The 23,105-nt window shown below is 69.2% G+C and carries 18 protein-coding genes; 12 read left to right on the forward strand and 6 right to left on the reverse strand.

All coding sequences use genetic code 11. From position 1 onward, the window contains the following. Window position 1: 1 nt before the first annotated feature. From ACZ5MJ_RS12080 to ACZ5MJ_RS12095, 4 genes are all read right to left on the reverse strand, one after another. Window positions 2-913 carry an ABC transporter permease gene (locus ACZ5MJ_RS12080; RefSeq protein WP_464219571.1) on the reverse strand — a complete coding sequence of 304 codons (912 nt, stop codon included), beginning with the start codon at window positions 911-913 and terminating at the stop codon, window positions 2-4. A gap of 58 nt (window positions 914-971) precedes the next feature. Continuing rightward, a complete protein-coding gene (locus ACZ5MJ_RS12085) occupies window positions 972-1,943 on the reverse strand; it encodes an ABC transporter permease (protein ID WP_464219573.1) in 972 nt (323 codons plus the stop codon). Window positions 1,944-1,975: 32 nt separating this feature from the next. Next, window positions 1,976-3,604, reverse strand: coding sequence for an ABC transporter substrate-binding protein (locus ACZ5MJ_RS12090; protein ID WP_464219574.1), 1,629 nt, complete (start codon window positions 3,602-3,604; stop codon window positions 1,976-1,978). A gap of 188 nt (window positions 3,605-3,792) precedes the next feature. Further along, window positions 3,793-4,551, reverse strand: coding sequence for an IclR family transcriptional regulator (locus ACZ5MJ_RS12095; protein WP_464219576.1), 759 nt, complete (start codon window positions 4,549-4,551; stop codon window positions 3,793-3,795). 211 nt (window positions 4,552-4,762) lie between these two features. On the opposite strand from ACZ5MJ_RS12095, the gene ACZ5MJ_RS12100 reads away from it, so the two are divergent. The 3 genes from ACZ5MJ_RS12100 to ACZ5MJ_RS12110 all read left to right on the forward strand — a co-directional run bounded on the left by ACZ5MJ_RS12100 (window position 4,763) and on the right by ACZ5MJ_RS12110 (window position 7,969). Then, window positions 4,763-6,316 (forward strand): acyl-CoA synthetase, encoded by a 1,554-nt coding sequence (locus tag ACZ5MJ_RS12100; RefSeq protein WP_464219577.1) that lies wholly within the window; start codon window positions 4,763-4,765, stop codon window positions 6,314-6,316. 70 nt (window positions 6,317-6,386) lie between these two features. Continuing rightward, window positions 6,387-7,553, forward strand: coding sequence for a thiolase domain-containing protein (locus ACZ5MJ_RS12105; RefSeq protein WP_464219578.1), 1,167 nt, complete (start codon window positions 6,387-6,389; stop codon window positions 7,551-7,553). A 17-nt stretch (window positions 7,554-7,570) separates the two neighbouring features. Further along, entirely contained in the window at window positions 7,571-7,969 is a 399-nt protein-coding gene (locus tag ACZ5MJ_RS12110) for a Zn-ribbon domain-containing OB-fold protein (RefSeq protein ID WP_464219580.1), read from the forward strand. A 91-nt stretch (window positions 7,970-8,060) separates the two neighbouring features. Here the strand turns inward: ACZ5MJ_RS12110 and ACZ5MJ_RS12115 are convergent, their stop codons facing one another. Beyond that, window positions 8,061-8,774 carry a hypothetical protein gene (locus tag ACZ5MJ_RS12115; RefSeq protein WP_464219581.1) on the reverse strand — a complete coding sequence of 238 codons (714 nt, stop codon included), beginning with the start codon at window positions 8,772-8,774 and terminating at the stop codon, window positions 8,061-8,063. 175 nt (window positions 8,775-8,949) lie between these two features. Here ACZ5MJ_RS12115 and ACZ5MJ_RS12120 point away from each other — a divergent pair, with 175 nt between their 5' ends. Both ACZ5MJ_RS12120 and ACZ5MJ_RS12125 read left to right on the forward strand, forming a co-directional pair. Continuing rightward, the gene (locus ACZ5MJ_RS12120; protein WP_464219582.1) at window positions 8,950-10,113 is read left to right on the forward strand and encodes a CaiB/BaiF CoA transferase family protein; all 1,164 of its coding nucleotides are present in this window, start codon (window positions 8,950-8,952) and stop codon (window positions 10,111-10,113) included. Window positions 10,114-10,379: 266 nt separating this feature from the next. Beyond that, window positions 10,380-11,348, forward strand: a complete 969-nt coding sequence (locus ACZ5MJ_RS12125; RefSeq protein ID WP_464219584.1) for a Bug family tripartite tricarboxylate transporter substrate binding protein — start codon at window positions 10,380-10,382, stop codon at window positions 11,346-11,348. Window positions 11,349-11,381: 33 nt separating this feature from the next. On the opposite strand, the gene ACZ5MJ_RS12130 is transcribed toward ACZ5MJ_RS12125, so the two are convergent. Next, window positions 11,382-14,147: a LuxR C-terminal-related transcriptional regulator gene (locus ACZ5MJ_RS12130; protein ID WP_464219586.1), complete on the reverse strand. Its 2,766-nt coding sequence runs from the start codon at window positions 14,145-14,147 to the stop codon at window positions 11,382-11,384. Between the two features lie 372 nt (window positions 14,148-14,519). Here ACZ5MJ_RS12130 and ACZ5MJ_RS12135 point away from each other — a divergent pair, with 372 nt between their 5' ends. The 7 genes from ACZ5MJ_RS12135 (at window position 14,520) to ACZ5MJ_RS12165 (ending at window position 23,096) form a co-directional block, all read left to right on the forward strand. Beyond that, window positions 14,520-17,366: a LuxR C-terminal-related transcriptional regulator gene (locus tag ACZ5MJ_RS12135; protein ID WP_464219587.1), complete on the forward strand. Its 2,847-nt coding sequence runs from the start codon at window positions 14,520-14,522 to the stop codon at window positions 17,364-17,366. Window positions 17,367-17,562: 196 nt separating this feature from the next. Then, window positions 17,563-18,702 (forward strand): acyl-CoA dehydrogenase family protein, encoded by a 1,140-nt coding sequence (locus ACZ5MJ_RS12140; protein ID WP_464219588.1) that lies wholly within the window; start codon window positions 17,563-17,565, stop codon window positions 18,700-18,702. 37 nt (window positions 18,703-18,739) lie between these two features. Next, window positions 18,740-19,927 carry a lipid-transfer protein gene (locus tag ACZ5MJ_RS12145; protein ID WP_464219589.1) on the forward strand — a complete coding sequence of 396 codons (1,188 nt, stop codon included), beginning with the start codon at window positions 18,740-18,742 and terminating at the stop codon, window positions 19,925-19,927. Window positions 19,928-19,946: 19 nt separating this feature from the next. Beyond that, window positions 19,947-20,387 (forward strand): MaoC family dehydratase N-terminal domain-containing protein, encoded by a 441-nt coding sequence (locus ACZ5MJ_RS12150; RefSeq protein ID WP_464219591.1) that lies wholly within the window; start codon window positions 19,947-19,949, stop codon window positions 20,385-20,387. Between the two features lie 14 nt (window positions 20,388-20,401). Continuing rightward, window positions 20,402-20,818, forward strand: a complete 417-nt coding sequence (locus tag ACZ5MJ_RS12155; protein ID WP_464219593.1) for a MaoC family dehydratase — start codon at window positions 20,402-20,404, stop codon at window positions 20,816-20,818. A 41-nt stretch (window positions 20,819-20,859) separates the two neighbouring features. Then, window positions 20,860-21,684: an SDR family NAD(P)-dependent oxidoreductase gene (locus ACZ5MJ_RS12160; RefSeq protein ID WP_464219595.1), complete on the forward strand. Its 825-nt coding sequence runs from the start codon at window positions 20,860-20,862 to the stop codon at window positions 21,682-21,684. 263 nt (window positions 21,685-21,947) lie between these two features. Continuing rightward, entirely contained in the window at window positions 21,948-23,096 is a 1,149-nt protein-coding gene (locus tag ACZ5MJ_RS12165) for a porin (protein ID WP_464219597.1), read from the forward strand. Window positions 23,097-23,105 lie beyond the last annotated feature (9 nt).

A 23,105-nucleotide genomic window follows, 5' to 3' on the forward strand; every position in this document is an offset into this window, starting at 1 on the left:
CTTACCCTTCCAGCCGCGGATTGAGCACGCGGCGCAGGCGGTCGCCCACCAGGTTGATCGAGCCGATCAGCAGCACCAGGGCCACGCCGGGGAAGATGCTGATCCAGTACTTGTTCGACAGCATGTATTCAAAGCCGTTGGCAATCAGCATGCCCAGCGACGGCTGCGTGCGCGGCAGGCCAATACCCAGGAAGCTCATGGTGGCCTCCAGCGTGATCGCATGCGCGATCTGCAGCGTGCCGGTCACCACCAGCGGCGCCATGCAGTTGGGCAGGATATGGCGGAACATCACGCGCAGCGCCGGCAGTCCCTGTCCGAGCGCAGCCTCGACATATTCCTTGCGCCGCTCCACCTGCGCCGCGCCGCGCACGGTGCGGGCAAAGTAGGCCCACTGCACGATCACCAGCGCCAGCAGGGTCTTGTCCACGCCCTGTCCCAGCACCGCCAGCAGGATCAGCGCCACCAGCACCGCGGGCAGGCTCAGCTGCAGGTCGACCACGCGCATGATCGCGGCATCGGCTACCCCGCCGAAGTAAGCGGCGGCCAGGCCAACGGCACTGCCCACCATCAGCGCCACCACCGCGCTGATCACGCCCACGCCCACGCTGATGCGGATGCCGTAGAAGATGGCGCTGAGCAGGTCGCGCCCGGCGCCGTCCGTGCCCAGCCAGTAGTGCGCCTGGCCTTCGTAGCCGACGCTGCCCGGCGGCAGTTCGGAATCGATCACCGATACCGTGGCGAGGTCATACGGATTCTGCGGGCTGATCACATGAGCCAGCACGGCCACCAGCAGCAGCGCCACCAGCAATGCCAGCGCGGTGGCAGAAACGCGGTTGGCACAGAAGCGCCGCAGCAACGAGGGACGTGCCGCAGGCGGCACGGCAGTGTCGATTTCAGATACAGGCAGGGACATCGGTTCAGTCTCGTTCTTCTGTAAGGAGAAAGGCTTGGGGCAGCGTGCGCGGGCGGTGCTATGCCGCCTTGTGCCGCAGGCGCGGGTCGAGCACCACGTAGAGCAGGTCGACCACCAGGTTCAGCACCACGAACAGCACCAGCGTGACGAGCAGGTAGGCCACCACCACCGGGCGGTCCAGCGCCAGCACCGAATCGATGATCAGCTTGCCCATGCCGGGCCAGGAGAACACCGACTCGGTCACCACCGAGAACGCAATCAGGTGGCCGAACTCCAGGCCGACCACGGTGACGATCGGGATCAGCACATTGGGCACCACGTGGCGCAGCACCAGCCGCGCGCCGCCCACACCCTTGGCGCGGGCAAACTTGATGTACTCCTGCCCGGCCACTTCGCGGGTACCGGCTTCGGTGAGCCGCGCCACCAGCGAGATCTTGAACAGCGACAGCGTCAGCGCCGGCAGCAGCAGGAAGCGGATGCCCTCCCAACTCGTCACCGACAGCGGCACGCCCAGCACCGTGCTGACCGGGCCGCGCCCGCCCGAGGGCAGCCAGCCGAGGTTCACCGAGAACACCAGGATGCCGATCATGCCGATCCAGAACGTGGGCATGATCACGCCGCCCAGCGAGCACGCCATCAGCATCCGCGCCAGCCGGCTGTGCGGCTTCAGGCCCGCGAACACACCCATCGGGATGCCGATGCCCAGCGACAGCAGCAGCGCGGTCACGGCCAGTTCCAGCGTGGCCGGCACGCGGCTGACAATCAGCTCGATCGCCGGCCGGTTGTAGATGAAGGAATCGCCCAGGTCGCCGTGCAGGGCGCCGTGCAGGAAGCGCAGGTATTGCCGGGGCATGGGCAGGTCCAGGCCGAGCGCGTGGCGCGCCTCGGTGATCTCCTGCTCGGTGGCGGTGGGGCTGACCAGCAGGTGCACCGGGTCGCCGATCAGGTTGACGGCGCAGAAGGTCAGCACCGACATGAGCCACAGCACCACGAGGCTCTGCAGCAGCCGTTTGACAAGGGTTTCGAGCATGATGGTTAAGGCGGGATAGTCCGTGGCGCGGCTCAGCGTTGCGGGACGGCCGGCGGCGCCGGGCGGATATTGCTGGCATAGGTGAAGCCGTCGCTGCGCGGCTGCACGGCAAGGCCGTCGCGATAGGCCCACGCCGCGCGCAGGTGATGCAGCGGCACGATGCCCGCGTCGGCGGCCAGCTTCTCGGCCGCGCGCTGCTGCACCTGGTCGCGCGGTGCCGGCGCCATGGTGTGCATCGCTTCCCCGATCAGCGCATCCACCGCCGGATTGGCATAGCCGCTGCGGTTGTTGGCGCCCAGCCCGGCGGCCTTGTCCTGGGTGTGCGCCACCGCCACCAGCGGCTCCAGCGAATCGCCGCTGACCGCGCCGATGCCCAGCAGGAAGGCGCTGAACTCAGGCTTGCCGCCCTCGCCCCCTGACGTGGCGCGGGTGATATAGACCGAGTACGGCAGCGTGCGCACCTCGGTGCGGATGCCGGCGCGGGTCAGCATCTGCCCTACGGCCTCGCAGGTCTTGGCGTCGTTCAGGTAGCGGTCGTTGGGGCAATGCAGCGTCAGGCGAAAGCCCTCGGGATAGCCCGCCTCGGCCAGCAGGCGGCGCACGCGGGCGGCATCGGCACGCGGCGCCGGCACCGCCGGGGCAAAGCCGAAGAAGCCCTGCGGCACCATCTGCCCGGCCGGCACGGAATCGCCCTTGGTCACGCGCGCCGCGATCAGGTCGCGGTCGATGGCCAGGCTGATGGCCTGGCGCACGCGGGCATCGCGCAGCGGATTGGCCGCCAGCGGCTGGCCGGCGTTGTCCTGCACATAAGGCGACACCGCGCGGGCCTGGTCCAGCTGCAGGTAGTTCAGCATGTACGACGTCGCCGATACGGTGCGGATGCGGCCATTGGTGCGCGCAAAGGCTTCGGCAATGCTGGCCGACGAGGCGTCGATCACATCCACCAGCCCGGACAGCAGTGCCGAGGCCCGCGCCGGCTCCTTCGGGATGAACTGGAACACCACGCGGTCCCACGGCTGCGGCCCGCCCCAGTAGCCCGGATTGCGCGCCAGCGTCAGCTGCTGGCCGTGCTCCCAGGCCACCAGCTTGTACGGGCCGGTGCCGATGCTGGCGCTGCCATGGGCAAAGTCCGCCTCGCGCACGGCCTTGCCCAGCGAGCGCGGCAGCATCGCCACCATGCCGAGGTTTTGCGGCAGCACCGGGTTGGACGAGCGCGTGCGCACGCGCAGCGTCAGCGGCCCCGTCACCTCTACCGCCGCCACCGACTTCAGGTAGGTGCGGAAGGTGCGCGCGCCCGGCAGCCTCATCGCGCGCTCGATCGAGGAGCGGGCATCTTCGGCCGTGAACGGCTCTCCGTTGCTGAAGCGCACGCCCGGGCGCAGCTGGAACTCCCAGTTGCGGTCGTCAAGCTGGCGCCAGGCGGTGGCTAGTAGTGGCACCGGGCGCAGCGCATTGTCCAGGCCGACCAGGGTCTCGTACACATGACCCCACAGGTTGCGGCCGGCGGCGTCCAGCACATGAGGATCGGCGGCGCTGATCTCGGCCTTGTAGCCGATGCGGAGATCGGCGGCATGCGCGGCGTGGCCGGCCGCGAGCCACGCCAGGGCAGCCATGGCAGCGGCGGCGATACGTGACGCCAGTTGGACAGCAAGGTGAGGCATGGGGATCTGGTTCGTTTCTCGAAACAATGTTTCAATGAGTGATACAGCGTATCGAAGGATAAGACATCGAGACCGGTGTCGATAAGCAGGGTTTACCCCTGTGATGTGCAAGGGCAAAGAAAAAGCGGCGCCGAAGCGCCGCTCTGAGAGGTCGGGAAATTGCGCGGACCTGCCGCGCCTGGCCAGGTTCAGCCGCCGGTGTGGCCGAGCGCCCGGGACAAGGCCGCGGCCTCCGCCACCACCATCGCCACATGCCGGTCCAGCGCCTCCTGCGTGGTCCGGCTGGCCGGGCTGGCGATGCTCAGCGACGCCACCGCGGCACCGCTGTGGTCGCGCAGCGGCGCCGCGGTGGACACGGCCTCGGTATCGCGCTCGCCGACCGACACGGCATAGCCGGCGGCACGGATCGCTGCAAGCTCGTCGCGCAGGGACTGCGGCGCGATGATGGTCTTGTCGGTGAAGCGCTCAAGCTGGTGCGCCAGCACCGCGTCCAGCACCTCGGGCGCAGCGAAAGCGAGCAGCAGCTTGCCGGAGGCCCCCACGTGCAGCGGCCGGCGGTTGCCGATTTCGGTATGCACGCGCACTGATTGCGTCGACTCATGCCGCGCCACGCAAACCGATTCCAGCCCGTCGCGCACGCGCACGATCACGTTCTCGCCGCAGGCCGCGCCGATCGCCGCCAGCCGCGGCCCCACCAGCTTGACCAGGTCGAACTGCTCGCGCGCGGCATTGCCCACCAGCAGCGCGTTGTAACTGAGCTTGTAGACCGCCGCCGGCGACTCGCGCGCGATCAGGCCCCGGTGCTCCAGCGTGGTCAGCAAGCGGAACGCGCGCGCCTTGGTCAGCCCCGCCCGCCGCGCCAGTTCGGTCACGCCCAGCGATGGGTGCCCGGCCACCAGCATCAGCAGGCCCAGGGCTTCGTCCACCGCTTCAACGATGTAGGTCATCGATTTTTCTTGCACAGATTTCAGAAATGTCCAGTGCGATTGTAGCGGTCGGCGCAAACATTCGATATGCCACCAGTCCGGCACGCACGCTCGCATGCCGCTCGGCGAATACACCCTTTGGCACTTCCGAATACAAGACCAGGCTTATGCTACGCAATACTCCTGAGGTTCGACTCGCCGCATCACGCCCGAAAACATAACGGAGACAACGTTGTACCTGACCAGAGCCCTGCACCGCGCCCTGCAGCAACATCCCGACCGGATCGTCACCGTGTTCCGCGGCCGGCACCGCACCAACCGCGAATTCTTCGACCGCGTGGCGCGCCTGGCCGGCGCGCTGCAGGCGCTCGGCATGCAGCCGGGCGACCGGGTCGGCATCCTCGCGCAGAACTCGGACCGCTACCTCGAATACGCCATGGCCGCCTGGTGGGGCGGCGGCGTGCTCAATCCGGTCAATGTGCGCTGGAGCGTGCCTGAAGTGGTCTATTCGCTGGACGATTGCGACACCGGCATCCTGGTGATCGACGACCAGTTCCTGCCGATGGCCGCGGGCATCCGCGACGCGGCAAGGCGTGCGCCGGTGCTGATCCACGCCGGCGACGGCGAAGCGCCCGACGGCATGCTGTCGTTCGAGCAGCTGGTTGCGCAAAGCGCGCCGGTGCCCGACGCCGAGCGCGGCGGCGACGACCTGGCCATCGTCATGTACACCGGCGGCACCACGGGCTTTCCCAAGGGCGTGATGCAGACCCACGGCACGCTGTGGTGCGGCTGCCTGCAGCGCATGGCGGATACCCCGCCGCTGCGCGGGGGCCGGGCGCTGCATGTCAATCCGTTCTTCCATGTTGCGTCGATGGCGCGCGTGCTGAACCAGTTCCTGGCAGGCGAGACACACGTGATCATGCCCATGTTCGAGCCGCGCGAGATGCTGGAGACCATCGAACGCGAGCGCATCACCGAACTGGCGCTGGTGCCGACCATGATCCAGATGCTGATCAGCCATCCGGATTTCCCGAAGCATGACCTCAGCAGCGTGCGCCGCCTTGGCTACGGGGCTTCCGCCATCAGCGCCGCCGTGCTGGAGCAGACCATGGAGAAACTGCCGGGCGTGGACTTTGCCCACTCCTACGGCATGACCGAGTCCATGATCGTCACCACCAACCCGCCCGAGAACCACAGCCCGGCGGCGCGCGCGCAGGGGCTGCACCTGTCCGCCGGATGCGCCGGCATCGGCATCGAAGTGAAGATCGTCGACCCGGAAGGCAACGAGGTGCCGCGCGGCGCCGTGGGCGAGATCCTGGTGCGCAGCGCCGGCGTCACGCCTGGCTACTGGAACCGCCCCGAAGACACCGCAAAGGCCCTGCAGGACGGCTGGCTGCACACCGGCGACGGCGCCTACATGAACGAGCAGGGCTATATCTTTATCGTCGACCGCCTCAAGGACATGATCGTCAGCGGCGGCGAGAACGTCTATTCCGCCGAAGTCGAGAACGTGCTCGGCCGCCACCCGGCCGTGGCGATGAGCGCCGTGATCGGCGTGCCGCATGAGAAATGGGGCGAGGCCGTGCATGCGGTGGTGGTGCTCAAACCCGGCATGCAAGCCACCGGCGCGGAAATCCAGGACCATTGCCGCGCGCATATCGCCGGCTACAAGTGCCCCAAGACGGTGGAGTTCCGGCAAGCGCTGCCGCTGTCGGGCGCGGGCAAGATCCTCAAGCGCGACCTGCGCGCGCCGCACTGGGAAGGCAAGACGCGCGCGGTGAACTGAACCCCGCCAGGCAGGCACGCGGTTCGCAAGATCCATACATGGCGCAATTTGACGTACTGAAGGAGAACAGATGAGCATCAACGGCAAGGCCTATATCGTCGGGGCCTACGAGCACCCCACCCGCAAGGCACCCGACAAGACGGTGGCGCAGCTGCACGCCGAAAGCGCCAAGGGCGCGCTGCAGGACGCCGGCCTGACGCTGGCCGACGTGGACGGCTATTTCTGCGCCGGCGACGCGCCCGGGCTGGGCGCGGTCAACATGGTCGACTATCTCGGCCTCAAGGTGCGCCATGTCGACTCCACCGACACCGGCGGCTCCGCCTACCTGGTCCATGTCTCGCACGCGGCACAGGCCATCGCGGCCGGCAAGTGCAGCGTGGCCCTGATCACGCTGGCGGGCCGTCCGCGCTCGGAAGGCTCCAGCGGCACGCAGGCACGCAACTGGGGCGCCAACCTGCCCGACATGCCGTTCGAAAGCCCGTTCAGCCCGGTCACCGTCAACCTGTACGCGATGGCGGCCATGCGCCATATGCACGAATACGGCACCACGGCCGAGCAGATGGCTTGGGTCAAGGTGGCCGCGTCGCACCACGCGCAGCACAACCCCCATGCCATGCTGCGCGACGTGGTCACGGTCGAAGACGTGCTGAATTCGCCGATGATTTCCGATCCGCTGCACAAGCTCGACTGCTGCGTGGTATCGGACGGCGGCGGCGCGCTGATCGTGGCGCGCCCGGAAATCGCCGCCACGCTGAAGCGGCCGAAAGTGAAGATCCGCGGCGCGGGCGAAACCATCAAGGGCCAGCTCGGCGGCGAGGTCGACCTGACCTGGTCCGGCGCGCGCTTCTCTGGCGCCACGGCGTTCGCGGAAGCCGGCGTCACGCCGGCCGACATCAAGTACGCGTCGATCTACGACAGCTTCACCATCACCGTGCTGATGCAGCTGGAAGACCTGGGTTTCTGCAAGAAAGGCGAAGGCGGCAGGTTCGTCGCCGACGGCAACCTGATCTCCGGCGTCGGCAAGCTGCCCTTCAATACCGACGGCGGCGGCCTGTGCAACAACCATCCGGCCAACCGCGGCGGCATCACCAAGGTGATCGAGGCCGTGCGCCAGTTGCGCGGCGAGGCCCATCCGGCGGTGCAGGTCGCCAACTGCGACCTGGCGCTGGCGCAAGGCACCGGCGGCTACCTGGGCTCGCGCCATGGCAGCGCCACCCTGATCCTTGAACGTGAATAATGCGCGGGAGCCATGACATGACCACTCCTCATATCCCCTTTGTCTACAAAGCCCCCGACGAACAGCCCGACAACCTGCCTTTCTGGCAGGCAGCACGCGAAGGGAAACTGCTGGTCAAGGTCTGCGACGACTGCGGCAAGCCCCACTGGTATCCGCGCGTGCTGTGCCCGTTCTGCATGGGCACCACCTCGTGGAAGCAGGCCAGCGGCCGCGGCACCATCTACACCTTCAGCGTGACCCGCCGCGCCGGCCCCAACCCGTTCTGCATCGCCTATGTGAAGCTGGATGAAGGCGTGACCATGATGACCCATATCGTCGATTGCGACCTCGACACGGTGCGCATCGGGCAGAACGTACAGGTGAAGTTCTCGCCCAGCGATGGCGGCGCACCGGTGCCGACTTTCACGCTGGCCTGACGACAGGCAGCAAACAGAACGGCGCGCCGGTCCGCAAGGACCGGCGCGCCGTTTTTCCGTCAGCCGTCAGAGCCGACCGGGGACATCGCTTTCAGGCCGTCAGCGCGTCCCTTGCCGGCATCGCGACATCGCGCCGGCTGATGGCCCATGCCGTGAAGGGATCCGCCGCGCTGCGGTGCTGGGTCCAGCGTGTGTGGCAGGTATCGCACTGATGCTCGCGCGTCTGGCATTGCACGCCGGCGGCAAGGCTGCGCCACTGCATGTCGCCCAGCGGGCGCAAAGCACCGTGGCCGTTGGCACAGCGCGCATCCAGGCGCAGCCGCTCGCAGCGGCGGCATAGCGGCTGTGCCGATGCGGTGGCCGGCACCGGGCCCTGATCGGCTGCCGACACTGCAGGCTGCGCTGCGGCGCCCACCGCATCTTCCATCTGCGCGGTCATGCCGACGCGGCTGCGGGTACGGTGCAGCGCCGCCCAGTACAAGGCGCGCACCGCGTCGGAACCGTCGCACATCGCCGCGGCGCGGCAGCGCTCGGCCTGCCGGTGCAGCGGCAGGCCGAACTCCGCGGCCGAGGCAAAGCAGATCACTTGCGCGCGTGGCGAGCCGTCTTCGATCCAGCGCTCGAACAACCGCGCCAACTGATGGCGGCACGCGTCGTCATCACCATCGGCCTGCGCAAGCGCAAGGCGATGCGCACGCCGGCTCAGCGAGCGCACTTCCTGCCTGAGTTCGCTCAGGACGGGCAACAGGCGTGCGGCCTGCCGTGTCCGCGTTGGCGATGCGATGGCGCGCTGGGTATTGCTCACTTCTGGCTCCGGCTCATTCAGCTTCCGGCACGCACGGGCGGGCCGCATGGTGAGCCGATTATAGGAGCGCATTTGTGCACTGCAGAGAGGGTGGCCGGGGTCCTACCTGATACGGGTGGGGGCCAGTCGCGCCTGCTTTTGGTCTACTTGCGACCAGTGCAAAAGGAGAACCACCATGGGTGTACTGAGCGGAATCCGCGTACTCGAATTCGAAGCCATCGGGCCAGGCCCGTTCGGCGCAATGCTGCTGGCCGACATGGGCGCCGACGTGCTGCGCGTCGACCGCCCCGCCGCGCCGGCCGACCTGGGGCCCAGGTCGGCCACCGGCAAGCGCGTGGACATCACCGGGCGCGGCCGGCGCTCGGTCACGCTGGACCTGAAGCAGCCCGATGCGCAGCGCGCGGCGCTGGCGCTGGTGGAGCGCGCCGACGTGGTGATCGAAGGCTTCCGCCCCGGCACCATGGAGCGCCTGGGCCTGGGGCCCGACATTGCGCTGGCGCGCAACCCGAAGCTGGTCTATGCGCGCATGACAGGCTGGGGACAGACCGGCCCGCTGGCCGACCGTGCCGGCCATGACCTGAACTATGTCGCGCTGTCCGGCGTGTTGTCCGGTATCGGGCGCGCCGGGCAGGCCCCGGTGCCGCCGCTGAACCTGGTCGGGGACTATGGCGGCGGCGGCATGCTGCTGGCGCTTGGCGTGGTGGCGGCATTGCTCAACGTCCAGCGCGGCGGCAAGGGCCAGGTGGTCGACGCGGCCATGACCGAAGGCGCAGCACAGCTGGGCGCCGTGTTCTGGGGCCTGCTGGCTTCGGGCAACTGGCGCGAGGAACGCCAGTCCAATGTGCTCGACGGCGGCGCGCCCTGGTATGACAACTACCGCACGCGCGATGGCAAGTACATGTCGATCGGCCCGGTCGAAGGCCGCTTCTACGCCGAGCTGCTGGACAAGCTCGGCCTTGCCGGCAAGGACCTCCCGGCCCAGTACGACCGCAAGGGCTGGCCGCTGCTACGCGAGCAGTTCGAGGCCGTCTTCCTGACGCGCACGCGCGACGAATGGTGCGCGGTGTTCGAAGGCAGCGATGCCTGCATCGCGCCGGTGCTGGAGTTCAGCGAAGCGCCCCACCACCCCCATCACCTGGCGCGCGGCAGCTTTGTCGACATCGCGGGCGTGGTGCAGCCGGCGCCGGCGCCGCGCTTCCTCGGCACGCCGTCCGAGATCTCCGGTCCCGCGCCCGCGCGCGGCGAGCATGGCGCCGCCGCGCTGCGCGACTGGGGTTTCGATGCCGATGGCGTGGCACAGCTGCAGGCAAAGGGCCTGGGCGTGATGCCGCCGCGCTGAAGCGCACCCCCGCGCGCGGCACGCGCCGCGCCGCACAGTCCTGTCTCCACCTGGCCGCCGCTGTCCGGCCGTGTGTTTTGCTCCGGCCCCGCGCCGGAGCATTCTTTTGATGGCCGCCCGGCGGCCAGGCGACACCACCTAGGGCAATCCCGCCCAGCCGATATGGGGGGCACGCAAACCGCCGCGCGTCCTATAAGTTTCCACATGCAGCCTCTCGTGCTGCGCGGCCCCTGCTCCCCCACTTCCTTCTTTCGAGGCATCACATCATGCGCATGAAATCCCTGATCGCGATGGCAGCCATGGCATGGAGCGCAGCGTGCGGCGCCCAGGGCTATCCATCGCGGCCCATCACCTTCGTGGTCCCGGGCCCGCCCGGCGGCGCCACCGACACCGTGGCGCGCGCGCTGGCCGAGGACATGGGCAAGCGCCTGGGACAAACCATCATCGTCGACAACAAGCCCGGCGGCGCCGGCGTGATCGCCGTGCAGGCCGTCACTCGCGCCGCGCCGGACGGCTACACCATCCTGCTCACCCACTCGGGGCCGCTGATCAACACCCCGCACCTGTACCGCAACGTGCCGTACGACGTGCGCAGGGACCTGGCCTTTATCACCGAGGTGAGCGTGGGCAAGCTCGTCCTGGCGGTGAACCGGGACGTACCGGTCAAGAACGTGCAGCAGTTCCTGGACTGGGCCGCGAAGAACAAGGGCAAGGTCAGCTACGGCTCCTACGGCGTCGGCACCTTCCCGCACCTGGTTGGCGCGCACCTGAACCAGGTGCGCGGCCTGGACATGGCGCACGTGGCCTACAAGGGTGAAGCGCCGATGGCGCAGGACATGATCGCCGGCAATATCGCCTGGGCGATCGGCTCGCTGAGCACGCTCGGCCCGCATATCAAGAGCGGCCGGCTGACGGCGCTGGCCGTGATGGGCGACAAGCGCGTCAAGGAGCTGCCCGACGTGCCGACCATGGCCGAAGCCGGGCTGAAGGAACAGGAGCTGCGCTCGCCGGCCTGGCTTGGCTTGTTCGCGCGCTCAGGCACCCCGGCCGCGATCCTCTCGCGGCTGGGAACGGAAGCACGGGCGTCGATCCAGTCGCCAACGATGCGCGCGCGGCTCGAGGCGCTGGCCATGGAGCCGGTGGGCAACTCGCCGGCGGAGTTCCGCCGTGAGTTCGACGCCACCGAGCCCGTGGTCGCCCAGATGATCAAGACCAGCGGCGCCACCGCTGAGTAAGGCATGCGCGCAGCCGGGGGGCCGCGAGCGCGGTCAGCCCGGCCGCTGCGCCGCGCTGCGTGCCACCAGGATGGCATCGTAGCGGCGCGACACATTGAGCTTGGCGTAGATCTGCCGCAGGTTCCACTTGACGGTGTCGACACTCAGGTTGAGCGCCAGCGCGATGCGCTTGTTCGACATCGCCTGTTCCAGCAGCGCCAGGATCTCGCGCTCGCGCGGGGTCAGCAGCCTGCCCTTGCCGACGTCGGCCGGTGGCAGTGCCGCCGGCGCAGCCGGCACGGCAGGCGCATGCGCGGCCTCGTGCGTGAACTCGGCGGACCCGGCCACCGATACCGGCATCGCGGCGGCTGCACACAGGCGTGCCACGTAAGCGGACCTTCCTGGCACGTGCCCGGCCACGCTCGCCAGCAAGCCACAGGTGCGCTCGCCTTCGTCGATGAAGGTGCGCACCAGGCCCAGCCGCTCGCCGGCCGCCAGCGCGGCGCCAAAGGACTGCCGCGCTTCGTCGGGACGATAGAGATCTTCGAGTGCGATCGCCTGCAGCAGGTCGGCGGTCACCATCAGGTGTTCCCGGACTGACGCCGTTTGCAAGGCACGCACCGCCTCGAGCGCCGCCAGCGCGCCGGCGGGGTCGCCCTGCGCCAGCGCCAGCCGTGCACGGGCCAGCGCCGCTGCGGCGGCGATCTCCTGGCTGCGCGGCGTCTCGCCCGGATACTGGTGCACCAGTTCCTCCAGCGCGGCCTGCAGCCGCTGCGCATGGCGCAGGTCATGGCCCTGCAGCGCCAGCCGCTGGCGCTCGGCCACCATGCGCGCCACGCCGCGCGGCAGGCCGCGGCGGTGGAACATGGCTTCGGCTTCGGCCAGTTCCGCCAGGGCTTCGTGGCGCGCGCCCGCCACCCATTGCAGCCTGGCGTGAGACAGCGCCGCTTCGATCAGCACATCCGGCGTACCGGTACGCAGGGTCTGCAGGCGGCCCGCCAGCACTTCGCTGGCGTCGGCGATGCGGTCCTGCTCGTACAGCGCCGCCGCCACCGGCACCGCGCACAGGCTGGCCGCGATCGAGCGGCGCCCGTAGGCGTGCTGCGCTGCCGCCAGCACGTCAGTGCCGAGCCGCAGCGTCTCATAGGCATTGCCCTCTATCCATGCCACCAGGGCCAACGTGCCGGCCCCCATCAGCGCGATCTCGGTAGCGCCGCCTTGCGCCGCGCAGCGGTATGGCGCGCGCGAGCGCGGCGGGCGGCCCAGCATGGTGCCGCAGCGCAGCGCCAGGGTCATGCGGATCTGCTCGAGCGCGGGATTGCCCAGCGGCTGGCCCTGCAGGCTGTCGAGCAGCGCCAGCACGCGCGGGTGGTCATCCTGCTGCGCGGCGATGGTCGCGCGCATCACCGTGGCCTGCGCGCCGGTATCCACGCCGGGCCCGGCACTGGCTTCCCAGCGCCGGATCCAGTGCTCGGCGTGCTGCGGCCGCACCGATACCACGCACGCCCATGCCGCCGCCAACAGCAGCGCCGGATGCAGCGCCAGCCGCGCCGGCGCGATGCCGTCGGACCATTGCAGGAAATCGCGCAGCGGGCTGATACCAGGCAAATGGGTCGCGGTGGCCTGCGCCAGGGCCAGGACGCGGCCGAAATCGCCGCTGTGCAGCGCGTGGCCGATCGCGTCCGCCGGCTTGCCACAGCGGTCCAGCCACGCGGCCGCCAGCCCGTGCAGCCGTTGCAGCGTGGCGGGCTCGTGCTGTTCCAGATCGTGCAGCAGGTGCGCCCGGAACAATGGATGCAGGCGATACCAGTCCGCGCCGGGCCCACCGGCATTCGCTTCGTCCGGCCCGGCCGGGGCCGGCTCCAGGAACAGGCCGCGTGCCGCGATCTCGGCAAGCCGCGCCGGCGCCTGCGCGCATCCGCTCAGTTGCTCGGCCAGCTCGGGGTGGATGCGGCGCGGCACGGCGAGGCAGCGCAGGAAGTCCAGCAGCGCGGGCGGCAGCCCCGCACTCACCTCCTCGCGCCAGTAGGCATGCAGCGCGGCCGATTGCGGGTACGGCCACGCCGGCTCGCAGGCGCGCCTGAGCGAGCCGGCAACCAGTTCGAGCCCCGCGGGCCAGCCCTCGGTGACCTCTTGCAGCACGACTGCCGTATCGATGGCCGCTTGCGAACTCTCCCGGCGCGCGGTGCGGCCTTCCACGCGCCTGGCCACGAAGGCCAGCGTCTCGACCAGGCTGAAAGCCAGTTCGGCGCGACCGGCCTCGGCCAGGTCGCGGCCGGCGCGCAGCCGGCCGAGCGCCAGCCCGACCTGCCCGCGCGCGGCGGCGACGAGATGCAGGTGCGGCAGGCGTGCATGCAGCACTCCCTGCAGGAAGCCCAGCGTGGCGGGGCAGCGCAGCCGGTCGAGCCCATCCAGCATCAGGTAGATCTCGCCCGGCACGCCGTCGAGCAGCGTGACAAAGGCCGGCAGCAGCGAAGCCGGCTGCGCCGGCTCATGGGCAAGATCGCGGCGCGAACCTGGCCGGCACGGCCGGATGCCGGCCTGCCGCAGGCTGGCATCGAGGCTCGCGCGGAACTGGCTCACATCATCATCTTCCGGCGCGAGCGTGAGCCACGCCACGCGCGCGCCTTCGGCCAGCAGGCGGTGGCGCCACTGCGCCATCGCCGTGGTCTTGCCGTAGCCGGCAGGCGCCGACAGCAATACCAGCCGGCCATGCCTGGCGTCGTGCAAGCGCTGCAGCAGGGCCTCGCGCGCGACCGAGCGCCGGTTCTGGCGCGGCGGCACGAGGCGGGTCGCGACGGCGGCAGGTATGGTTTCCATGAGCGTCCAGCGGTGCGCAATTGAAGCGGGGGCAAGGGACGAAGCGGCGAAGCAACGGCGGGGCGTGGCGGCACGCGCCTGGCCGGCGGGCTTGCCGCTGCGCGAATATAAAGCGCGGCCTTGTGGCCGGACACCCGGCAAACCCTTCCCCACCTGTTCCGGGTGGCCCGGGGGTGCAGTGCGCGTCTCACATGGGCCACCCGGGGGCCACCCCGCGAGCCCGCCGGACGTGGCTTGGCCGCCATGCCGCGTCTGCCAGTACAATCGTCACAACGTGCTGCCGTTGCAGGACACCGCCCTGCCTCACCGGCCCCCCAGCGGCCCCCCACCGGCACCGCACCTGCCTCTCACCTGCACCGTCCTGCCCCGCCCATGCCCCAGACGCCAGCCAATCCGCCAGCCGCACCCCAGAGCCCGCCCGCCGCGCCGGTCTCGCAGCCGTCCCGGCCGGCCACGCTGCGCAGCGCGGCGCGCGTGGTCTCGCGCGAGCGCCTGCTGGCGCAGCTGACCGAGGCCAGGCGCCGGCGCTGCATCGTACTGCAGGGCCCGGCCGGCTACGGCAAGACCGCGCTGCTGACGGCGTGGCGGCTGGACCTGCTGGCGCTCGGCTTCGACATGGCCGCGCTGACGCTGGAGCCGGCCGACAACGAGCGCCAGCGCTGGCTGGACCGCCTGCTCGGCAGCCTGTCCGAGGTCAGCCCCGCGCTGACGCGCGAAGCCATGGTGCTGGCCGACCGCGGCACCGACGACGAAGCCGTCGAGCGCGCCATCATCGCGCTGGTGCGCGGCATTGCCGCCCATCCGCGCGACGTGACGCTGGTGCTCGACGACGTGCACCACCTGACGTCGCCGCGCGTGCTGGAGCCGCTGCAGTGGCTGCTCGACTACGCCCCGGCCAATTTCCACGTGGTGCTGGCCTCGCGCGCGGCGCTGGCGCTGTCGCTCGGGCGCCTGCGCGACCAGGGGCTGCTGCTCGAGCTGGACCAGCGCGACCTGCGCTTCACGCTGGCCGAATCGCAGCATTTCCTGCGCGCCCAGCTGGGCGACATCAGCATGCGCGACGCGCGCATGCTGCATGAACTGACCGACGGCTGGGTCGCCGGCCTGCAGCTCTTTGCGGCCCACTGGAAACGCAAGAAGGCCAACGCCAGCGGCCTCACCTTTGCCACCGGCTTCGTGCAGGCCAGCGTGCAGGACGCCGGCGCCTTCGCCGAGTACTTTGAGCGCGAAGTGCTGTCGCGCCTGGCGCCCGACGAGGCCGAGCTGCTGGTGCGCGCGGCCGCGTGCGAACGGTTCACCGCATCGCTGTGCGAGGCCCTGAGCGAACAGACGCTGCGCGAAGGCGAGATCCTGGCGCTGCTGACACGGCTGGAGCAGGAGAACCTCTTCATCACACCGGCGCAGGGCCCCGAGCGCGAAGCCTGGTACCGGCTGCATCCGCTGCTGCGCGAAACCCTGGCCCAGCGCTTCCGCTCGCGCAGCGAGGCCCAGCAGCGCGCCGTGCACGCGGCGGCGTGGCGCTGGTTCCGCGACCATCGCATGCTGGAAGAAGCGGTGCGCCACGCGGTGCTGGCCGGCGATGCCGACACCGCCGCCGACCTGGTGCAGCGCTATGCCGACACCCTGATCCTGCGCGGCGAGGTGCGCAAGGCGCTGGGCCTGTTGCGCACCATCCCCGCCGACCAGGTGCAGGCGCGCCCGGAACTGCGCCTGCTGGCGCTGCGCACGCAGATGTTCTCGCGCGACCTGGACGCGTGCGCCGCGGCCGCGGACCGGCTGGAGGCCGACATCCCGCCGGGCGACGCCTCGCTGCGCTACCGGCTGGCGCTGCTGCGCTTTTCGCTGGTGCTGCTGCGCGACGACAGCCAGGCCGCGCTGGCGCTGCTGCCGCAGGTCGAGAGCGCGCCCGCCGACATGCCGGCGCTGTTTATCGGCTCGCGCAACAACCTGCTGTCGTGGCTCTACATGCACCTGGGCGACTACGAGCGCGCCCGCCGCATCCAGACCGAAGCGCCGCCGCTGGTGGTCGACGGCATGCCGTTGCTGGGCACCGCCAGCGGCATGCTCAACGGCCGCTGCATGATCGGCTTCAGCCATGCGCTGGAAGGCAACATGATCCAGGCCGAGCGCGTTGCCCGCGACGTGCTGCGTGAAGTCGAACAAGTTGGCCACGGCGGCGCCGGTGCCGAGCCGGAGTACTTTGCCGCGGCCCTGCTCGGCGAGGTGCTGTACGAACAGAACGACCTGGAGGCCGCGCGCCGGCTGCTGGAAGACCGGGTCGACGTGCTCGAGCGGGTCTCGATCCCCGACTCGGTGCTGCGCGTGCATACCGTGCTGGCGGCCGCGCACTGGATCTGCGGCCACCGCCTCGATGCCTTCGCGCAGCTGGAGCGGCTGGAAGACTACGGCACGCAGTTGCGCCTTGACCGGCTGGTCGCGCAGAGCCTGGCCAACCAGGTCCGGCTGCACCTGGCCGGCGGCGACATCAGCGCTGCCGAGACCACGCTGGCCCGCCTGGACGCGATTGCCGCGCGCCACCGCAACGCGCCGCGCGGCTCGCTGGACGCGATCCACCTGGTGACCGAACGCGCCCACCTGCTGCTATGCCTTGCGCACGACGACATGCGCGCGGCCGCGGCGCGCGTGACGCCGCTGATGGCGTACTGCGAGACGCGCGGCTGGCAGCGCCACGTGGCGCAGCTGCATATGCTGGCGGCGGTGGTGGCATCGCGCCGCGGCGACACCGAGGCGGCACGCGTCCATGTGCTGGAAGGCCTGCGCCGCGGCCACCGCCTCGGCCTGATGCGCACCCTGATCGACGCCTGCCCCGGCGCACTCGGCCAGATCGCCGGCGTGGCCGCCGACGCCACGCTGGACCCGGTGCTGGCCTTCTATGTCGAGCGCCTGCGGGCCACCGTGCCGCCGCGTGCCGCCGAAGCCTCTGCGCCGGGCACCGCGGCGCCCGGCGCGGCCCGGGCCGACCAGCGCCTTGAGGAACTGAGCGACCGTGAAGCAGATGTCGTGCGCCTGCTCGGCCAGGCCCTGCCCAACAAGAAAATCGCGCGCACGCTGGGCCTGTCGCCGGAAACGGTGAAATGGCACTTGCGCAACATCTTCCGCAAGCTCGGCGTCAGCAGCCGCGACGAGGCCGTCGCCCGCGCCCGCGACCGAGAGCTGGACCAGGCCGGCGGCACCCAGCCGCCGGACGCGCCGCGCTGACGGCGCAACCGCCCACCTCCCTACAGCCCCCCTTCCCCGACGCCGCGCATTCCCCGCGCGGCCCCCCTTTGCTGTCTCCGGCCACCTGACGCGGGTGGTGTTCGCGGCCCCCTCCTCCCCGGTACCTTAGCGCCATACCAGTGGCCGCTTCCCTGGCCGAGGCAACCTCCCGCAGACCGATATCCGGAGTCACCCCATGGAAATCAACCGCACCATCTATCGTGACGACCACGAGATGTTCCGCACCACCGTACGCCGCTTCCTGGAACGCGAATGCCTGCCCAGGCAAGCCGAATGGGACAAGGCCGGCAAGGTCGACCGCGAGACCTGGCTCAAGGCCGGCCGCGAAGGCCTGCTGTGCGTGACGCTGCCGACCGAGTACGGCGGCGGCGGCGGCGACTTCGGCCACTCGGCGGTGTTTGCCGAGGAATACGCCCGCGTCGGCCTGAGCGGCGTCGGCTTCGGCGTGCACTCGGACATCATCGCCCCGTACATCGCCCGCCTCGGCAATGAAGAGCAGAAGCAGCGCTGGCTGCCCAAGGTCTGCTCCGGCGAATACATTCTGGCCATCGGCATGACCGAGCCGGGCACCGGCAGCGACCTCAAGGCGATCCGCACCACCGCCACCCGCGACGGCGACGAGTACGTGATCAACGGCAGCAAGACCTTCATCAGCAACGGCCTGAACGCCGACCTGATCATCATGGTCTGCAAGACCGACCCCAGCGCCGGCGCGCGCGGCGTCAGCCTGATCGTGGTCGAGGGCGACCGCGAGGGATTCCGCCGCGGCCGCAAGCTGGAGAAGGTCGGCCAGCACGCGCAGGACACCGCCGAGCTGTTCTTCGACAACGTGCGGGTGCCGGTGGCCAACCTGCTGGGCGAGGAAGGCAAGGGCTTTGCCTACCTGATGACCGAGCTGCCGCAGGAGCGCCTGTCGATCGCCGTCAGCGCCGCAGCCAAGCTGGAAGTCTGCCTGGAGCACACGCTGGCCTACGTCAAGGACCGCAAGGCCTTCAACCAGACCGTGTGGGACTTCCAGAACACCAAGTTCAAGCTGGCCGATATCAAGACCCAGGCCATCTCGGTGCGCCTGCTGATCGACCACTACATCGGCGAGCACATCCGCCGCCGCCTGACGCTGGAAGAAGCGGCCGTCGCCAAGCTGCATTCGACCGAAGTGCTGGGCACCGCGCTGGACCAGATGGTGCAACTGCACGGCGGCTACGGCTACATGATGGAGTACCCGGTGGCGCGCGCCTTTGCCGACATGCGCGTGACCCGCATCTACGGCGGCACCAGCGAAGTGATGCGCGAACTGATCGCGCGCAAGCTGTAAGCGCCGGCTATCAACAATCTTTCATCGGAGCACACACATGACTCGCAAGGTATTCGTTGCCGGCGCCGGCATGATCCCGTTCAGGAAGCCGGGCAGCAGCGACAGCTATGACGTGATGGGCGCCACGGCCGTGCGCCAGGCGCTGGAAGATGCAGGCCTCGGTTACGAGGACGTGCAGCAGGCCTACGCCGGCTACGTGTATGGCGATTCGACCTGCGGCCAGAAGGCGCTGTACCAGGTCGGCATGACCGGCATCCCGGTCATCAACGTCAACAACAACTGCGCCACCGGCTCGTCGGCGCTGTTCCTGGCGCGCCAGGCGGTGCAGAGCGGCGCGGTGGACTGCGCGCTTGCGGTCGGCTTCGAGTTCATGCAGCCCGGCGCGCTGAAGTCGCGCTGGGACGACCGCGCCCCGGCGCTGGAGCGCGCCATCGGCCTGGTGGACGAACTGGTCGACCGCAAGGACCTGCCCAATGCCATCCGCCAGTTCTCCGGCGCCGGCAAGGCCCATATGGACAAGTACGGCACGAAACTGGAAACCTTCGCCAGGATCCGCGCCAAGGCCAGCCGCCACGCCGCCAACAACCCGCTGGCCGTGTTCCGCGACGTGCTGACCACCGAGGACGTGCTGGCCGCGCCGGCGCTGTGGGAAGGCGTGCTGACGCGCCTGATGGCCTGCCCGCCGACCTGCGGTGCCGCCGCCGCGATCGTGGTCTCGGAAGCTTTCGCCCGCAGGAAGGGCCTGAAGACCGACGTGCTGATCGCCGGCCAGTCGCTGACCACCGACCGCCCCAGCACTTACGACGCACGCGACATGATCCGCGTGGTCGGCTTCGACATGACCCGCGAAGGCTCGCGGCAGGTGTACGAGCAGGCCGGCGTGGGCCCGCAGGACATCGATGTGATCGAGCTCCACGACTGCTTCGCGCAGAACGAGCTGCTGACCTATGAAGGCCTTGGCTTGTGCCCGGAAGGCGGCGCCGAGAAGCTGGTCAACGACGGCGACAACACCTACGGCGGCAAGTGGGTGGTCAACCCGTCGGGCGGCCTGCTGTCCAAGGGCCATCCGCTGGGCGCCACCGGACTGGCGCAATGCTACGAGATGGTCCAGCAGCTGCGCGGCAAGGCCGACCAGCGCCAGGTGGAAGGCGCGCGGCTGGCGCTGACGCACAACCTGGGCCCGGGCGGCGCGTGCGTGGTCACGCTGTACCAGAAGCACGCCTGAGCACGGCAAGGAGACTTTGATGATCGACAAGAAACATATCGGCAAGGTGGTGGCTGACTTCCGCGCATCCGCGCCGGCCAGCCAGCTGCGCTTCTTCGCCAAGGCGACCGGCCAGACCGACCCGGTCTATATCGATGAAGCCGCCGCGCGCGACGCCGGCCACCCGGGCCTGCCGCTGCCGCCGACCTTTCTGTTCTCGCTGGAACTGGCAGGGCCGGCCACCGGATGGCGCGACGAACTGGGCATCCGCATCGACCGCATCCTGCACGGCGAGCAGTCCTTCACCTACCACCGCATGGCCTACGCCGGCGACACGCTGCACTTCAAGTCCACCATCGCCGACATCTACGACAAGAAGGGCGGCGCGCTGGAATTCGTGGTGCGCGAGACGCGCGTGACCAACCAGGACGGCGAGCACGTGGCCGACCTGCGCAGCGTGCTGGTGCATCGCAACGGCTGAACCGGAGAACCCGCATGAGCAAACTGAGTTTCGACCAGGTCAAGGTCGGCGACACCCTGCCCCCGCTGACGCTGGAGCCGGTCAACCGCACCACGCTGGCGCTGTTCGCCGGCGCCTCGAACGACCACAACCCGATCCATATCGACATCGATTTCGCGCGCAAGGCCGGCATGCCGGACGTGTTCGCGCACGGCATGCTGTCGATGGCCTATCTCGGCCGGCTGCTGACGCAGTGGGTCGACCAACGCCAGCTGCGCCAGTTCGGCGTGCGCTTCGTCGGCATCACGCACCTGGGCCATCGCATCACCTGCACCGGCCGCGTGGTCGAAAAGCTGGAAGCCGACGGCGAGCAGCGCATCAGGCTGGAAATCCAGACCGCCAACCAGTATGGCGAAAGCAGGATCCTGGGCGACGCGGTCGTCGCACTGTAAGTCCCTGAGCAAACACAATGTCGCACACTAAGGAGTCAGACATGGGAGCACTTGAAGGCAAGGTGGCACTGGTCACCGGTTCGGGCCGCGGCATCGGCAACGCCATCGCCAAGCGCCTGGCACGCGAGGGCGCGCGCCTGGTCATCAACGACCTGGACGCCGAGCCGGCGCAACAGACGGTCGAAGAACTGAAGGCAATGGGCGTCGAGGCCGTGGCCTGCGTGGGCAATGTGTCCGCCCCGGACTTTGCCGACCGCTTCATCAATACGGCGATGAGCAACTTCAAGAGCATCGACATCATCGTCAACAACGCCGGCTTCACCTGGGACGACGTGGTGCAGAAGATGAGCGACGAGCAGTGGTACGCCATCCTCGACTGCCACATGACCGCGCCGTTCCGCATCCTGCGCGCCGCCTACCCGCACATCAAGGCGCTGGCCGCCGCGGACAAGGAAGCCGGCCGCGAGGTGTACCGCAAGATCGTCAATATCTCGTCGACCTCGGGCCTGAACGGCAATGCCGGCCAGATCAACTACTCCGGCGCCAAGGCCGGCGTGATCGGCATGACCCGCGCCATGGCGCGCGAGTGGGGGCGCTTCAACGTCAACGTGAATGCGGTGGCGTTCGGGCTGATCCACACCCGCATGACCTCGGCCGACGCCAAGGCGGGCGCCACGGTGAACATCGAGGGCCGGGAGATCCGCGTGGGCCTGAACCCGGAAATGCTCAAGTCGCACGCCCAGCGCAATCCGATGGGCCGCGGCGGCACCCCGGAAGAAGCCGCGGGCGGCGTCTATCTGTTCTGCTCGCCGGACTCCAACTACATCACCGGCCAGGTGATCGCTGTCGCCGGCAACGTGCAGTAATTTCAGCCGCACCGGCACGGGGGCTCGCTCAGGCGAGCCCTTTTTTTGTGCTTTGCCGGCACGCGACCACGCATCGCCCCTGCCCGGTTCAAGTCAATAGGGAATCTCCTCCTGCCATCAACCGTGCGCCGTGGCAACACCCGGCCCCCGATTCACTCCCTTTAGGAGGGGGTACGGCACAGCGCACGAAGGTCTAATGGAACGAAGCCGGGCGCAGCAACCGGCCAGAGTTTTCCATAAAAACCGACAGGAGACGACTTAGCATGAAGAAATCGCTTATCACGCTGGCTGTACTGGGCGCGGCCGCGGGCAGCGCCAATGCACAGTCCGGCGTGACGCTGTATGGGGTCATCGACGGATCGATCGAGTATGTCAATCGCGTCGCTGCATCGGCCGCCACGCCAAACCAGGGCGGCAGCCGATTCGCCATGCCCCAGGTCGGCGGCCTGTCCGCCTCGCGCTGGGGCCTGCGGGGCGTGGAAGACCTGGGCGCCGGCAACCAGGCGCTGTTCGTGCTGGAAAGCGGCTTCCAGTGGGACAGCGGCAACCTGCAGAGCGCGCCGCTGTTCAATCGCCAATCCTATGTCGGCCTGCAGAACAACACCTTCGGCAAGCTCACCTTCGGCCGCCAGTACACGTCGTTCTTCGACGGCATGGCCAACTTCGCGCCGCTGCGCTTTGCCGCCACCTATGAGCCGGGCATCTGGTGGATGGGCCTGAACTACCGCGAAGACAATATGGTCAAGTACACCGGCCAGTTCGGTCTGCTGCAGGCGGTGGCGCACTTCTCGTTCGGCGCCGGCGTGGCGGTGCAGAATGCCGCCATCCTGCTTGCCAACGGCGGTGCGGGCGAGGTGCCGGGGCACTTCAGCGACAACATCGCCTACGGCGGCTCGCTGACGTACCTGGACCGCAGCGGCTTCGGCGCCTCGCTTGCCGCCGACGTGTGGCGCCCCGCGGCGGTCACCGGCCAGCCAGGAACCATGACCAAGCTCGGCGCGGCCGCGCTGTACAACACCGGCCCGTTCAAGTTCACGCTCGGCTACCGCTACAACAAGGGCGAGTTCGCCAACGGCAGCACGCTGCTGCGCGACGACTACTGGTGGGCCGGCGTCAACTACCAGGCCACGCCCGCGCTGGGCCTGTCGCTGGCTTACTACTATGCCGACGTCAAGGGTGCGCGCGCCAACGCCACGGCGCCCGAGACCAACCCTGCGAACATGCAGCAGGTCAGCCTTATCGCCGACTACAACTTCAGCAAGCGCACCGACGTGTACCTGTCGGCAGGCTATGCGCGCAACGGCGGCCTGAGCTTCGACAGCGCCGCCACCGCCTTTGCCTTCAAGTACCCGACCATGGCCGGGCAGAAGAGCATGGTGGGCGTAACCGTGGGGATCCGGCAGATCTTCTGATGCCGGCGC

The organism is Cupriavidus sp. LA-1, assembly GCF_055385985.1.